12 protein-coding genes are annotated in these 15,462 nt (G+C 72.6%); 10 read left to right on the top strand and 2 right to left on the bottom strand.

Annotation, left to right across the window (positions count from 1 at the left end; genetic code table 11):
* A partial coding sequence (locus tag AB0917_RS20425; protein ID WP_366821007.1) for a HipA family kinase occupies positions 1-437 on the bottom strand: 437 nt, incomplete at its 3' end.
* A 651-nt stretch (positions 438-1,088) separates the two neighbouring features.
* Here AB0917_RS20425 and AB0917_RS20420 point away from each other — a divergent pair.
* The 10 genes from AB0917_RS20420 to AB0917_RS20375 all read left to right on the top strand — a co-directional run bounded on the left by AB0917_RS20420 (position 1,089) and on the right by AB0917_RS20375 (position 11,582).
* The gene (locus tag AB0917_RS20420; protein ID WP_366821006.1) at positions 1,089-2,741 is read left to right on the top strand and encodes a SpoIIE family protein phosphatase; all 1,653 of its coding nucleotides are present in this window, start codon (positions 1,089-1,091) and stop codon (positions 2,739-2,741) included.
* A gap of 145 nt (positions 2,742-2,886) precedes the next feature.
* Entirely contained in the window at positions 2,887-3,696 is an 810-nt protein-coding gene (locus AB0917_RS20415; RefSeq protein WP_366821005.1) for an SAM-dependent methyltransferase, read from the top strand.
* A gap of 136 nt (positions 3,697-3,832) precedes the next feature.
* Positions 3,833-4,771 (top strand): GntR family transcriptional regulator YhfZ, encoded by a 939-nt coding sequence (yhfZ, locus tag AB0917_RS20410; RefSeq protein ID WP_366821004.1) that lies wholly within the window; start codon positions 3,833-3,835, stop codon positions 4,769-4,771.
* A gap of 81 nt (positions 4,772-4,852) precedes the next feature.
* Complete coding sequence (locus AB0917_RS20405; protein WP_366821003.1) at positions 4,853-5,239, top strand: PRD domain-containing protein; 387 nt, start codon at positions 4,853-4,855, stop codon at positions 5,237-5,239.
* 62 nt (positions 5,240-5,301) lie between these two features.
* Positions 5,302-5,658: a DUF2620 domain-containing protein gene (locus AB0917_RS20400; protein WP_366821002.1), complete on the top strand. Its 357-nt coding sequence runs from the start codon at positions 5,302-5,304 to the stop codon at positions 5,656-5,658.
* A gap of 41 nt (positions 5,659-5,699) precedes the next feature.
* Positions 5,700-7,034 (top strand): YhfT family protein, encoded by a 1,335-nt coding sequence (locus AB0917_RS20395; protein ID WP_366821001.1) that lies wholly within the window; start codon positions 5,700-5,702, stop codon positions 7,032-7,034.
* A 41-nt stretch (positions 7,035-7,075) separates the two neighbouring features.
* Positions 7,076-8,032 (top strand): phosphotriesterase, encoded by a 957-nt coding sequence (locus tag AB0917_RS20390; RefSeq protein ID WP_366821000.1) that lies wholly within the window; start codon positions 7,076-7,078, stop codon positions 8,030-8,032.
* Position 8,033: 1 nt separating this feature from the next.
* Entirely contained in the window at positions 8,034-9,152 is a 1,119-nt protein-coding gene (locus AB0917_RS20385; protein WP_366820999.1) for an aminotransferase class V-fold PLP-dependent enzyme, read from the top strand.
* Positions 9,153-9,154: 2 nt separating this feature from the next.
* Positions 9,155-10,318, top strand: coding sequence for an alanine racemase (locus AB0917_RS20380; RefSeq protein WP_366820998.1), 1,164 nt, complete (start codon positions 9,155-9,157; stop codon positions 10,316-10,318).
* Positions 10,319-10,328: 10 nt separating this feature from the next.
* Positions 10,329-11,582 (top strand): phosphopentomutase, encoded by a 1,254-nt coding sequence (locus AB0917_RS20375; RefSeq protein ID WP_366820997.1) that lies wholly within the window; start codon positions 10,329-10,331, stop codon positions 11,580-11,582.
* Positions 11,583-11,815: 233 nt separating this feature from the next.
* Here AB0917_RS20375 and AB0917_RS20370 read toward each other — a convergent pair whose 3' ends face one another.
* Complete coding sequence (locus AB0917_RS20370; protein ID WP_366820996.1) at positions 11,816-14,689, bottom strand: AAA family ATPase; 2,874 nt, start codon at positions 14,687-14,689, stop codon at positions 11,816-11,818.
* Between the last annotated feature and the right edge of the window lie 773 nt (positions 14,690-15,462).

Genomic DNA, 15,462 nt, shown 5'->3' with positions numbered 1-15,462 from the left:
ACGTCGGCCAGGGCTGGGAGATCCCCGTGAGCCTGCCGTTCAAGGCTTTCAGCAACAGCGACACGGCGCAGTTCAAGACGCTGTTCGAGGCGGCCCACCTCGTAGGCGAGCGGGTCGAACCCGAGCGAGCCCGGCAGGTAGTCCATGCCGAGGTTCAGCCCGCCGCTCGCCTTGAGCAGCTCCTGCACCTCCTGGTCGGGCTCGGCGAGACCGATCACCGGATCGAGCTCGATGGTCACCAGCTCCGGCACCCGGAGTCCCAGCCGCCGCCCCAGCTCCCCGCAGATGACCTCCGCGACGAGCGTCTTGCGGCCCTGGCCGGCTCCGGTGAACTTCATGACGTACGTGCCCAGGTCGTCGGCCTCGACGATCCCGGGGAGCGAGCCGCCCTCCCGCAGGGGCGTGACATAGCGGGTCGCTACGACTTCTTCCAGCACTTTCCCAGGCCACCCATCTCTTCAGCCTTGCAGTCCACGGACGTCCTTTTGGGGGTGCGGCGGGGAGGACCGCCGGCCGGCGACACCGGGGAGAAGCCGAGGAGCTTCGAACGGCACGCTGCTCTCCCCACTCCCCCAGCAGGCCGTCGGTGGCGCCGCGCCCCTTGCCTCCGGCCTCCGGCATGAAGTGAGCATAGTAACTCAGGGTGATCGAGGGCGAGGAGCGTCCGAGCCACCTCACCGAGGTCACGAGGGACCGCCCAGCTTCGGCGTGATGGAGGCGTAGGTGCACCGGAGCACGTGCGAGCCGCCCTTCGGGGCAGCCGCCGTAAAGGCCGTGAAGCAAGAGGCCAGCTCCGGCCCGGTTCCGTTGCCGCGACCGCGCGGAACACCGGCAGGGCCTCGTCGGTCAGAGCGTGCTGTCGTCCCGGATGCGGGAGATGATCGGGACATGAGTGGCGAAAAGAGCCTGGAGTGCCCCGCGGCGCCGACCCGGTACCGCTTCGTGGGGCAGCCGACGGGTCCTGCCGGGCGCCCCCCGGTCCGTGGTGTCCGCACCGCGAGCCACGTCCCCGCTCCGAGGCCGTACGAGGCGGCCCTGGCGCTGTCCGGGACCTTCCCGCCGTCGGGCGGACACCGAAGGCGGGGGCGGTGAATCGAGACCGTCTCCTCCAGCACTATGCGGCCCTCATGAGCGCCGTGCCGCAGTCGGTCTGGGTGCTGTCGGCCGACGGGGCCATCACTCTTCTGGCGGGCAGCGGCATGAGGGAGCGGCTGTGGCGTCCCGATGACGGGACGTCGTGGATCGACGCCGTACATCCGAAGGACCGCGGCTGGTTCCGGCGGGCTTGGCGCAGGGCCGCCGAGGAGAAGTCTCCGGTCGACACAGTTGTACGAGTGCGGCTCGAGGAGACCCCCGACCGCTTCCGCCACATCAAGATCATCGCCGTACCCGTGCTGGACGAGGAAGGTGCCGTGGAATGGGTCGGCACGGCCGCCGACGCCGAGGTCCACTGGCGTATCCGGATGCGGGAGAAGCTGCTGGCCCGCATGGCGGCGGTACCGGCCGCGCATGACCTGTCCGAGGCGTTCCTGACGACCGCGGCCGCCGTGGTCCCCGAACTCGCGGATGCCGTCGCCATCTTCCACGTGCGGGGCGAGCCCGGACCCGGCCACCGGCTGCCCGGGGACGCGGCGCTCGAGGCGTCGACGGAGAGCGTGGGGCTGGCACCCGGGCTGCCGTCCCTGTACCCGCTGGACAGGGACGTTCTGTGGGGGGCGGCCCCACGGCAGGTCATCGAGAGCCAGAAGTCCCGGCTGTTGACCTTCCCGCCCGGAGAGCCTCCGGAGGACGGCCTGTCGAAGTCTTCCCTACGGTGGCTGCGCAAAGCCGGCGCGACCAGCGTCGCGCTGCTTCCCGTCGTGGTGGACGGCAGGACCGTCGCCCTGGCCACCACGACGACCTGCCGGGGGAACCCACCGCCGGACGAGGCCGATCTGAACCTGTTGCAGGACGTCTTCCAGCAGATGAGCGGCCCCTTGCGCCGGACCATGGAGCTGCAGAGCGTCCGTGACAAGGCCCTCGCCCTGCAGCAGTCCTTCCTCGCTCCTCCGCCGGCGGTCGACGGGATCTCGATCACAGCGCTCTACCATCCGGCCGACTCGGCCGCGGAGGTCGGTGGGGACTGGTACGACGCCGTCAGGCTCTCGGCCGACTCGCTCGCCCTGTCCATCGGCGACATCGCGGGCCATGACCTGGACGCGGCCACCGCGATGGGGCGTGTCAACAGCCTGTTGCGCGGACTCGCCTACGACAGCGGGCCGGCCGCCAGCCCGGCGGTCACCCTGAGCCGGCTCGACCGCATCGTGCAGGCGCTGGACGGGCCGTCGATGGTCACGGCGGTGCACGCGGTCATCCGTCGGCTGGCCCCTCGCCTCTGGCGCGTCACCTTGTCGAACGCGGGTCACCCGCCGCCGCTGCTCATCCCTCTCGACGCGCCGCCGCGATACCTGCACGGCCTCACGGCCCCGGACCCGCCGCTCTGCGTCACCGACGCCCTGCCCCGTACCGATCTCCACACGGTCCTCCGGGAAGGCGACACCTTGGTGCTCTACACGGACGGGCTGGTGGAGGCACCGGGCACGGACATCGGCGACAACCTCCGGCGTCTGCGTGAGCACACCGAAGCACTGGCGCGGGCCGGTGTGCCCCTGGCGACACTGATCCGCAAGCTCCTGCCGCCCGTCCAGAACCGGCGGGACGACATCGCCGTCATCGCCCTGCAGGCCCGGACGGACCAGTAGCCCATCGGCAAGGAAGAAGGAACACACCGGGTGCCTCACCTCCGCCCGGGACAGCGGACGTGATCGGGCCCGACCGCTTCGCTTGCGGACCCGGCACCACGTTCATACCGTCGAACAAGCCGTACCTGACCGAAAGAGGCCCCGCATGAGCACCTCCCATGACCGGCAGAGCGGACTCGCCACCTCCCGGGCTCACTCCGCCCGGGTCTACGACTACATTCTGGGCGGCAAGGACCACCATCCCGTCGACGCCGAAGCCGGCGACGCGATGTGCCGCCACTGGCCCGCCCTGCCTGTCCACATGATGGAGAACCGCCGGTTCATGCACCGCGCCGGGCGCTTCCTCGCCGAGGAGTGCGGCATCCGCCAGTTCCTCGACGTCGGTACGGGGCTGCCGACCTCGCCCAACCTGCACCAGGTCGTGCAGGAGGTGGCACCGGAGTCGCACGTGGTCTACGTGGACAACGACCCCATCGTGCTCGCCCACGCGCGTGCCCTGCTCCAGAGCTCGGCCGAGGGCGCCACCGCCTACGTGGACGCCGACATGCACGACCCCGACGCCATCCTCGGCAGCCCCGAGTTCCGGGAGCTGATCGACCTGGACCGGCCCGTCGGCCTGATGGTGATCGGCATCATGCACTTCATCCTGCCCCCCGACGACCGGCGTCTGGTCACGAGGCTGCTGGACCCGCTGCCGTCCGGCAGCTACCTGGCCATGACCATCGGCACCGCGGACTTCGCACCCGAGGAGGTCAACCGGGTGGCACAGGAGTACCGCCAGCAGGGCATGCCCTTCGTCCTGCGCGATCTACAAACCGCCACCTCGTTCTTCGACGGGCTGGAGTTGCAGGACCCCGGGGTCACCCAGGTGCACACCTGGCGGCCCGGTCCGGAGCAGAGTGGCGTCGACGGCCGGGACATCGCCATGTACGGCGCGGTGGCCAGGAAGCCCTGAAGCCACCTGGGTGGGACGGGGAGCGAACGCTTCGGTGCGGGGGAGCTGAGCGCGGCGTCGCCGCGCCGGAGGAGCGGGAAGCGCGGAATCCGGACGACCCTTGCCAGTATCCAGAATCCTGTTTACTGTTCGGGGTGTGGACGACTTCGACTCTCGATTCCTCACCCGCAACGGCCTCGCCGCCCGACAGCTGGCTGTCCTGCTCCTCAACCACGAGCCGGACACCCGCCTGCCCCGCGTACGGGACTTCGCGGAAGAGCTGGACTGCGGCAACGGCACCGTGCAGGCCGCACTCCAGCTGCTGGAGGAGTCCGGGGCGATCGCCACGACGGCCCGGGGCCACCTGGGCACGTTCCTCGTCCGTTCGGACCGCGCGGTCCTGTGGCGGCTGTCCGGGCTCGGCACACTGCTCGCGGCGATGCCGCTGCCGTACTCCCGCCGGTACGAGGGGCTGGCCACCGGTCTACGCGGAGCGTTCGAGCAGGCCGGGGCGCCGTTCGCGGTCACCTTCATGCGCGGCGCCGGGGCCCGGACCGCCGCACTGCTCGACGGCAAGGTCGATCTCGTGGTGCTGTCGCGGTTCGCCGCGGACCAGCTGATCGCCGAACATCCGGTGGAGCTGGTGGCCGACCTCGGCCCCGCCACGTACGTCGGCGCGCACGGCATGCTGGTGCGGCACGGCGTCGACCTGGAGGCACCGGGGCTGCGCGTGGCGGTCGACCACGCCTCGGAGGACCTGCGCATGCTGGTGGAGCGGGTGTTCGCCGGGCGCCGGGACATCGAGTGGCGGGAGGTGTCGTACATGCAACTGCACGACCTCTTCGCCCGCCACGAGGTGGACGCCACCGTCTGGAACCTGGACGAGGCGCAGGACCGGCTGGGGGTCGGCGTCGACGTCCTCCCGCTGGGCGACGAAGTCACCCGCGAGCTGGCCCTGCGCAACTCCAGCGCCGCCGTGATCGGCCGGAAGGAAGGGGCGAAGGCCCTCGGCGCGATCCGTGAGGCACTCGACCTGTCGCTGGTGACCCGGATACAGAGCGAGGTGTTGCGGGGCGAGCGCACGCCCTCGTACTGAACGGCCGTCGGCCACGCTCCCCGGAGCGCCGCACGGCCTGAAAATACAAAATCCTGGTTATTGTTTATTAGGAGGATCGCCATGGACGACCAGCTCGCACTGCGGCTTCAGCTCTTCCGCGAAGGCGGCCAGGTGAAACCCGAGGTCACCGACTTCGTCGCCGCCGAGCTGACTGCTCTGGAGACCGAGGGCCACACCGTCACGGAGGCGACGGCGGGCATGCTGACCAGCCACCTCACGATGGCCCTCGACCGCCTTCTGCGCGGCGAGTCCATCAAGGAGTTCACCGCCGACGAACAGATCACCGCGGAACTGGCCGGCCACCCCGAGGCCGTCGCCCGAGCCCGTGCCGTCTCCACCCGGGCAGAACGGCGGCTGGGGCCCGCGCTCCCCGAATCCGAGATCAATTTCCTCGCCCTGCACCTGGCCGTACTGGCCCGGCAGCCCCCGCCCGCACCCGCCCCCTGACCACCGCGCAGGTCCTCACCAGCCACCAACCAGCACCGCCCGACACAGAGAGCAGAACTGCCATGACGAAGATCCTCACCGGCGGAGTCGGCAAGGTCGAGGTCACCCGTGCCATCGGTGAACTCGGCATCGACACCCTCGACGTGGTCGCCTCCAGCGACATCGACGCCGCGATGAAGCTCCGGGTGGGCCAGGCCGACTACTACCTCGGCACCTGTCACACCGGCGCCGGCGCCTCCCTCGGCGTCCTCGTCGGCCTGATGGGCAGCGCCGCCTGCCACACCTTCGGCCGCGGTGTCCCGGACGCCGCGCAGATCGACGCACTGCTCGCCGACGGCAAGAAGGTCTTCGGCTTCTCGATGGACCAGATCGACACCATCGCCCCCCTCATGGCCCGCGCCATCGCGGCCCACGGCTGACCCGGCGTCCGATCGCCGTATCGGGCACCAAGGAGTGACTCGTGAGCACCACCCTCGCCGCAGGCAGCGGCCTCGACTTCACGCTCGCCCAGCAGCTGACCGTCATAGCCCTCTGCGCGCTGACCGCCTTCATCGCGCACATGGCCCTGGCCGTCTTCAACGACGGGGTGCGCCCCTTCCTGCTGGACTTCATCCAGGGACGCACCACCCGCAGCGCGACGACGGCCGTCTCCTTCGGCCTCTCCGCCGGGTTCATCTTCGGCCTCGGCGCCCCGATGGCCCTGTCCACCGGGGTGCTCAATCCCTGGCTGCTCTTCCTGCCGACCGACATCCTCGGCATGCTGTCGCCGAAGAAGTGGCTCGCGCCGATCCTCGGCGGAGCCTGGGGCGCGGTGGTCGTCTTCGGTCTGAACGGCGCCAACAACGTCGCGCACGACCTGCCGGTCGACTTCCTGACGGCGATGCAGCAGATGTCCACGCCGATCCTCTTCCTCTTCACGCTGTTCCCGGTGCTCGCCATCACCAAGCAGTTCGGCCGCGTGTGGGGCGCCGTGGCGGGCGTGGTCGAGCTGGCTCTCGTCGTCATGACGATGAAGCTGTGGCCGAACATGTTCGCCGGGGCGCTGGCCATGGCCGTCGGCGTGCTGCTGCTCATCGGCCTCGCGGTCGCCAAGGACCTCCGGCAGCGCCGGGCGGACCGGGCGGCAGGGGTGGTCGAGGAGGTGGCGGACGACGATCCGATGGCCTCGCTGTTCAGCGCCAGCGCGGCGCGGCTGCGCCGGTATCTCCCGCTGTTCATGCTGCTCGGCGCCGGGGTCTGCGTCCTCGCGCAGATGCATGTGTTCGGCGGCGGTGAGGCGACGAGCTTCCTCATCGCCAAGGGGCAGTACGCGGAGGCCGCACAGGTCGACTTCTACCGGGTCTTCGGCTTCATCCCGCTGATCGCGACCACCGCCCTGGCCTCGGGTGCGTACGGCATCGCGGGCTTCACGCTCGTGTACCCGATCGGCTACCTGCTGCCCAACCCCTTCCTCGCGGCGGTCGTCGGCGCGCTCGTCTTCGCGCTCGAGGTGCTCGCCCTCTCCTGGATCGGCAAGGTGCTCGGCAAGCTGCCCAGTGTGCGGGACTCCTCGGAGCACCTGCGCAGCGCCATCGGCGACACCCTCCAGCTGGCGATCCTCTTCGGTTCGCTGATGGCGGCGAACGCGATGGGCGGCGGGCTCGGCATCCTCATCGTCGGCGGGCTCTACCTCTTCAACGAGGTGATGGGCCGGCCCGTCGTGAAGATGGCGGCGGCCCCGGCGGCGGTGATCGTCGGCGGAATCCTCCTCAACCTCCTGTACTGGATCGACCTGTTCACCCCGGTCAAGGGCTGACACCCCCACCGCACCCGCACGTACCGGAGAAGGAACCCGCCATGAACCACCCCTCGCCACGCACCCTGCGTACCGTCACCGGAGAGCTCGCCGCCGACACGGTACGCGGCCCCGCCCTCCCCCATGAGCACCTCGTCCTGGACCTCGACCGGAACGGGGGCGGGGCGGCCGTCCTCGACGCGGAACGCCATGCGGCGGCCGTGACCGGTGAACTGAGCGGCCTGCGGCAGCGGTTCGGCCTCTCCCTGGTCGTCGAGCTGACCTGCCGGGGCATGGGGCGCGACGTCCGCGCGCTGGCCCGGATCTCCCGGGAGGCGGACGTGCCGGTCGTCGCGGCGACCGGCTGGTACTACGAGCCGTTCCACACCCCGGAGGTCGACACCGCCGGCGTGGAGCAGCTCACCGCCACCCTCGTCAGGGAGATCGAGGACGGCATCGGCTCCACCGGCATCCGCCCCGGCGTCCTCGGCGAGATCGGCAGCCACGGCGACGTACCGACAGCCTCGGAGGCGAAGGTGCTGCGGGCCGCCGGGCGGGCCGCGCTGGCCACCGGGCTGTCCCTCGTCACCCACGCCCAGCTCGGCCGGGGCGGGCTCGCCCAGCTGGAGCTGCTCACCGGTGAAGGGCTGCCCGCGGAGCGGATCTGCGTCGGCCACCAGGACCTGCTGGACGATCCCGGGGTGCACCGGGAGCTGGCCGGGCGGGGCGCGTACGTCGCCTTCGACACCGTGGGCAAGGAGTCCTACCAGAGCGACCGGACCCGGTTGCGGCTGCTGTCGGCCCTGGTGGAGGCGGGCCACGGCGACCGGGCCCTGCTCAGCTGCGACATCTCGCGCCACGGCTATCTGCGCGGCGAGGGCGGCCAGGGCTACGGGCACCTCTTCGAGGACTTCCTGCCCGGGTTCCGGGCCGCGGGCGCGGACGACGACCTCATCGACCTGCTGACCCGCCGCAACCCCCTGCGCCTCCTGACCGGCGCGAACGTGGAGGAGAACTGACGTGACACCCCCCGTACTGCCCGAGACCTTCCCGCTGGCGACGGTCGGCCTGGAGGACGCGGTCGCCACGCAGTTCCGGCTGCTGGAGGCCACCGCCGCGCACTTCGAGGGCGATCAGCTCTTCGCGGCCGACGCGGGGGTCGTCCCCGGTCTCGGCAGACCGCGCACCACGGCCCGGGTGGAGGCGGTGCTCGCGGACTTCTTCGGCGCACAGGACGCCGCCTTCGTGCAGGGCGCGGGCACCGGTGCGATCCGGGCCGCGCTCGGCGGAGCCGTAGGGGCGGGCGAGGAGCTGCTGATCCACCGGGCCCCGGTCTACCGCTCCACCGGGGTCACCCTGCGGGGTCTCGGCGTACGGACGGTGGAGGCCGACTTCAACGACCTGGGGGCGCTGCGTGCCGCACTGGCATCGGGCCGGTTCCGGTGGGCCTATGTCCAGCACACCCGGCAGCGCCTGGGCGACTCCTACGACCCGGCGGAGGTGATCGCCGCCTGCCGGGCGGCCGGTGTACGCACGGTCGTCGACGACAACTACGCCGTACTGCGCACCCCGGCGGCCGCTGTCGAACTCGGCGCCGACGCCTCGTGCTTCTCCCTGTTCAAGCTGCACGGGCCCGAGGGCGTCGGCCTCGTCGTCGGCGCCCGTGACCTGGTGGCCCGGGTCCGCGGCGACAACTACTCCGGGGGCGGGCAGGTCCAGGGGCATCAGGCGCTGGACGCCCTGCGCGCCCTCACCCATGTCCCCGTGGTGTGGGCCGTGCAGTCCCGGGTGGGCTCCGAGGTCGCCGAACGGCTGGCCGCCGGGGAGGTGGACGGTGTCGCCGAGGTGCGGATCGCCAACGCGCAGGACCGGTGTCTGCTGGTCCGCCTGGAGCGGCCCGTCGCCGCACGGCTCCCCGCCGCCGCCGCACGCTTCGGCGCCGCGCCCTACCCGGTCGGCTCGAACTCCCGCTACGAGATCGCCCCGCTCTTCTACCGGATGTCCAGCTCCTCCCTGGACGACGCCCCGGAACTGGCCGACTGGACCGTGCGCATCAACCCGATGCGGGCCGGCGCGGATCTCGTGATCGACATCCTGCGCCGCTCGCTCGCCGCCCTGAACGAACCGAAGGACCGCTGACCGTGTTTCTCGACTCCGTGCTCCACCGCAACCCCGGGCTCGTCGACGCCGCGGCCGACCTGCACGACCGGGGACACATTCCGCCGGACACCTACGTCATGGACCTCGACGCCGTCGAGGAGAACGCGGCCCTCCTGGCCGGGGCGGCCGAACGCGTCGGCATCGGCCTCTGGTTCGTCGTCAAGCAGCTGGGCCGCAACCCCGAACTCATCCGGGCCGTCGCCCGCCACATCCCCCGCGCCGCCGCCATCGACGTCGCCGAGGCCCGGACCCTGGACGCCGCCGGGGCGCGCCTGGGCAACGTCGGCCATCTCAGCCAGATCCCGCGGCGCGCCCTGCCCGGGATACTGGCCCGGCGCCCCGACCACGTCACGGTCTTCGACCTGGCCAACGCGCGTGCCGTGGCGGACGCGGCCCGTGAGGCGGGCCTCGTGCAGGACGTCCTGATCCGGGTCGAGGGGGCCGACGGCAGCGTCTACCCCGGCCAGGAGGGCGGGGTCCCGCTGGAGCACATGGACGCCTTCGCGGAGGCGGCCGAGGCCCTGGACTCCCTGCGGATCGCGGGCGTCACCGCCTTCCCCTGCGTCCTGTGCGACCCGGCCACGGGCCTGCCCACGGCCACCCCCACCTTCGACCTGGCGGTCAAGGCCCGCGAGGTGCTGGCCGCCCGCGGCCACCGCGACCTCGTACTGAGCGCGCCCAGCGCCACGTCGGCCGCCTCCCTCCCGCTCCTCGCCGAACGGGGCGCCACCCACGGCGAACCGGGTCACGCCCTCACCGGCACCACCCCGCTGCACGCCCTGGACCCCGCGCAGCCCGAGAAGCCCGCCTACGTCTACGTCACGGAGGTCGCCCACACCCTCGACGACGGCCGGCCCGCCCTGTTCGGCGGCGGCTTCTACGCCCGCTCCCACATCCGCTCGGCCCTCCTGCCGAGGACCGGCACCCACCTCGGCGTACAGGACGCGCCCGCCCGGAACATCGACTACTACCGCCTGCTCGACGCGCCCGCCGACGGCACGGACGTCCGTGTCGGCGACACCGCGCTGCTCGCCTTCCGCACCCAGATCTTCGTCACCCGCTCGACCGTCGCCGTCGTCTCCGGCCTCTCCTCCGGCACTCCCCGGCTGAACGGCCTCTACGACGCCCAGGGCCGAGCCCTGTAAGGAGCACCTCATGGCCAGGACCGTCATCGTCGTCATCGACGGGTTCGGCATCGGCGCCATGCCCGACGCGGGCACACCGCGCCCCGGCGACCTCGCCGCCGACACCTGCGGGCACGTCCTCGACCACGCCCGCACCGCGTTCGGCCGGCCGCTGCGCCTGCCGGTGCTGGAATCCCTGGGCCTCGGCCTGGTCCACGCCCATCCGGACCTGGCCCGCCGGACCCGGCTCCCGGTGGCGGCGGGCCGGGCCGCCCTCGGCTACCCGGGCGCGGACACCTTCGCCGGCCACCAGACCATGATGGGCGCCGACTTCAGCCGGGTGGCCGTCGCCCGCCTGGCCGACCACCTCGACGAGGTCGCCGGGGCGCTCGCGGCGGCCGGGCACCGGACGGAACGGCTCGACGGCGGCCCCCTGCTCGTCGTCGACGGTTCGGTCCTCGTGCACGACAACCTGGAGGCCGATCCCGGGATCAACTGGAACGCCTCCGGCGCGCTCGACGACCTCCCCTTCGAGGGACCCGAGGGGATCCTCGCCATCGCCCGCACGGTTCGCGCGGTGGCACCGGTCGCCCGGGTCATCGCGGTCGGCGGGCACGCGGACGGCCCGCTGACCCGGTTCGTGCGGCCCGGGGACGGCGGGACGGTGGGGCTGGACACCCCGGCGACCGGCTTCTACCGCAACGGCGGACTGCGGGTCCAGCACCTGGGCGCCCCGCTCGACCACACCCGCCAGCTGCCCGCACTGGCGGCCCGCGCCGGGATCCCGGTCACCCTGGTCGGCAAGGCGGCCGACATCCTGGTGTGCGAGGCGGCGACCCACCGCCCGGCCGTGGCCACCTCCGACGTCCTGGCCGACACGCTGGAGGCCGTACGCGCCGACGGCGACGCCCTGGTCGTCGCGAACGTCCAGGAGACCGACCTGGCGGGCCACCAGCAGGACGCCACGCGCTACGGGCGGCTCCTGGAGCAGGTCGACGCCGGGCTCGCCGGCCTCATGGCCCTGCTGGCGGCCCCCGGGGACCGGCTGATCGTCACCGGCGACCACGGCAACGACCCCACGATCGGTCACGCCCACCACACCCGGGAGTACGTGCCGGTGCTCATCCACCGGCCCGGCGAGGACGGTCAGGAACTGCTGCCGGACGCGGACAGTCTCGCCGATGTGGGCGCCACCGCGGCCCGGTCGCTGGCACTGGCCCCTGAGCGACTCGCGGCGGGCACTCCGCTGCACACCGGCAGGCGGACGCCCGTCCTGCGGCCGTGACCGCCGGGCCTCGAGCAGGAGAGAGGCGCGCCAGGGCACGGGAGAGGTGAACGGCGGACCCTGCCCCCTGATGCCGGACACACGAGACACCGGGTCCGAAGGAGCTGAGAAGGAACATCTCGTGGTCGTGAAGGACCACCCACGGGAGTTCGAGGCGGACGCCGCACAGCCCGAGGAACCGTGTCCGCTCGGCCCCGGGGGAAACGCGCGGGACTGCGGGTGCGCGTACGGGGTCACTCGGCGTGCGGCGGCGGTTCCACGACCTGCGACCGGGATGCCACATTCAGCTTGCGCAGCACTTTCGCGACGTGCTGCTCGACGGTGCGGGGCGAGAGGAAGAGCACGTCGGCGATCTCGCGGTTGGTGTGTCCGATGGCCACCAGCCTGGCCACGTCCCGCTCGCGCGGGGACAGTTGGTCGCCGTATCCGCGCCTGCCCCGGAGCGAGGGCGTCACGACGCCGTTGCCGCGCAGTACGCGTCGGCAGCGGGCCGCGTCGCGGGTGGCTCCCAGGGCCGTGAACTGCTCCGCGAGCTCCGCCATGTGCCGCGCGGCCGTGGCGTCACCGCTCGCGATCCGGCACCGCACCGATGCCTCGGCGGCCCGTGCGGCCGAGTAGGGGCGCGGGAGACCGGCGTACGCGCTGTGGGCGAGGTCGAACGCCGCGATGGCCTCGCCGTGGCGTTGTCCGCCGGCCGCGACCATGCCGCGGCCGGCTGCCAGGGCGGCGGCTGCCAGGGGCGCGTCCAGTCCGGCGATGCCCTGGGCGAACTCGGTGAGCAGGGACTCGGCCTCGGCGGTGCGCCCGCTGCGCAGCAGTGCCGCCACGGCCATGGGGACGAGGTCGCCTCCCCAGGCCCAGATGCCCTTGCGGCGGACGCGGGCGATGCCCCGTTCGGCCTCCGCACGGCCGGCCTCGATCTCACCGCGCGCCACCCGCACCCGGGCCATCGCTCCGGAGGCGGCGGCCAGTACGGGCGCCGCGGTGTTCGCGGGGTCGCTCAGCGCCGCCGCACCGAGTTCGTCGGTCGCCTCCTCCCATTCGCCCCGGGCGATCGCGAGCAGCCCCAGGACGAGGTGGGCGTCGGCGGCGATACCGGAGACGTCCTGAGCCATGTCGAGAAGCCGCCGGGCGCGGTCGGCCAGGCCGGACCACTGGCCCTGGTTCCACTCCAGCCGCAAGGCCGTACCGTCGATGACGCCTTGCAGGAAGGGGGCGCCGCACTCGGCCGCGAGCCGCTGCCCCCTCAGCCTGAAGTGCTGGGCCCTGGTGTAGTGACCGAGCCAGGTGGCGGCCTCCGCGAGGTTGCCGCAGAGGCGGGCCGATTCGAGCCGTTCGGCCGGGCTCCGCCCCGACCCGATCACCGCCTCGGCGTCCGCCCAGGCCGAGGGGTCGCCCAGGCTCATGCGCAGGGCCAGGTGGTTGCCCCGGACCGCCATGCGCAGGGCGGTGTCCTCCTCCCCTTCGACGAGCTGTTCGGCCCGGGTGATCCACTGCTGGTAGACCTCGTAGGGGTGCTCGCCCCAGCCGGGCATCGCGAGGGCCGCCATGCCCCGGGCGGCGAGCGCCGGGCGCTCCCGCAGTTCCGCCACCGCCGTCTCGGTGTCGACGCGGCCCTGTTCGTGGCTGCCTGCCTGGTTGTTGAGGAGAATGCCGAGGTTGAGCCGTATCTCCCCGCGCACCGCGTCAGGCAGTTCGCTGTCCTGGAGGATGCGTCGCAGGAGCTTCGTGGCCCGGCGGTGGGAGAGGCCGATGACCGCCGCGCGGCTGAGCCGGGTCGCGAGTCGGGCACGGTCGGCGGTACGCAGTTGCGCGTCGCCCAGCAAGCCTTCCAGGATCTCCACGGCGACGGCGGTGTCGCCCATCTGCCCGGCCCGTTCCGCCGCCGCCTCCCCGTGCCGCAACCAGGTCCGCAACGCGCCCGACTGCCGGGCGTGGTAGGCCAGTTGGACATGTGGCTGCGGGTCGGCGTCGGTGAGGGCGTCGACCACCCGGCGGTGCAGTCGGCGACGGTCGATCCCGTGCAGGCTTTCGTAGACGGCCTGCTGGGCGAGGGCGTGCCGGAAGCCGTAGCGGTCGTCGCCGTGGTCGTGCAGCACTCCGGCGACCAGCGCCTCCCGGATGGCGTCGGGGACGTCCCCCCGCGGTGCCTGAGCCACGGCGGTCAGCAGTTCCTCGCCCGCGGGGAAGCGCAGGACCGCCGCGGCGTGCACCACCGCCACGGAGGGCGGGGTGAGGCGGGACATGCGGTCGGCCATGGCGTCGCGCAACAGGGTCGGCACTTCCAGGGTCTCCAGGGCTTCCCGCCCGGTGTGCCATTCGGCCCCTTCGCCGTCCCTGGCGAGGGTACGGAGGACCTCCTCCAGGACGAACGGAATGCCCGCGGTGCGTTCGTGCAGGGCGGTCGCGATCTCGGTGGGCACGTCCTGGTGGCCGGTGATGACCGCGGTCAGGCTGCGTACGGCGTGGACGTCCAAGGGGTGGAGCGGCACGAGCACCGATGTGGCGCCCGGCGGGTGCCGGTAGGCGCGGCCGAGCGGCAGTGCCGCGCCGGGCAGGTCCTCACGCCGGTAGCTGAGCACGATGGACACGCCGCTCGGTGGGTCGTCGACCAGGAAGCGGACGAGGTCCCGGGTGCCGTCGTCGGCCCAGTGCAGGTCCTCGACGACGATGACGACCTGGCGGAGCGCTTCCAGCAGCGATCGGACGGCCCGGAAGAGCCGGTGCTGATGGGCCCGGGGGTCCCGCAGCTCCTCCAGCGCGGGCGGCAGGGAGTCGGTGAGCTCCGGCAGATAGGGGTGCAGCGCGCCGCACACGGGGTTGAGCCCGGCGGGCACCCGGTCGCCGAGCTGCCGCAGCAGATCGAACACGGGACCGTACGGGAACGGTTCGCGCAGCGGATGGCACGCGCCCAGCAGGATCCGGTGGCCGCGGACCGACGGATGCTCCAGCGCCTCGCGGATCAGGCGGGTCTTGCCGATACCGGCCTCGCCCTCGATCAGGACGACCGCCGGCGGCTGGGCCAGGGCGTGCAGCAGAGCGTGCAGTTCTCCGGTACGGCCGACGAGAACCGGCGCCCCCGAATCGTGGAGCAGGGAACTGGTCATGGAGGCTCCGTACCGGGTGAGGGCCCTGTGTATACCCGCGACCATCCGCTGGTCAGCTGATCACTGCGGGTGAGAGCCGAAGCTACTGGCCGTAAGTCGCTCGGGCAAGGGCCGCACAGTTCCTTCTCGAACTCCCGCCCTGGTAGGGCATGTGGGGACGTCAGGGCGGCGGTGGGTGTCGGGCGCGGCCCCTCGCCCGGGGAGCGGTGGGTGTCGGGCGCGGCCCCTCGCCCGGGGATTCATTAGGTACCGCTACGGATTGTTCCGCTCCGGCGGAACGGGAAAGCTGCCGGGGGCGACAGGGCCGACCAGGACACCGGTGCCATCGGCAGCCGGTCACGGCGATTCCCGCCCTGGGCGCCGACGGCGGATCCGACGGTCCGTCCCGGCCCGCCAAGACGCACGTTCCGGCCGGCCATGGGAGGTCACTGCCGACGGGCAGTACGCCCGGAACGTGCCCGGCCGCACGGACCCAGGTCCCAGAGATCTGCTGGGTCCGTGCGGCCACAGCTCACACGGGACGGCGCAGGGTGGCGCGGCCGGGGCGCGCGTAGGCCTTACGGGCCGCATGGCCGCCCCTCGCCGAACCCCGCGGACGCCCCCATCGCGCTCGGCCACCCCCGCGCGGCCCGCGACCGACTCTCCGGGCGACCGCGCTCCTCGGACGCTGCGCGCCCCGCCCCTCAGGGGGCTCCCCCGAACCGCTCTCCTCCTGCTCCGGCCCGGAGCACCGGACCACCGGACCACCGGAGGACCGTGGAGCCAACTCGCCG

Origin of the sequence: Streptomyces sp. NPDC007346 (assembly GCF_040703535.1) — a bacterium.
GTDB lineage: Bacteria > Actinomycetota > Actinomycetes > Streptomycetales > Streptomycetaceae > Streptomyces.
The sequence above is the reverse complement of the archived record's forward strand: the minus strand, read 5'-3'. Positions and strand labels throughout refer to the sequence as shown.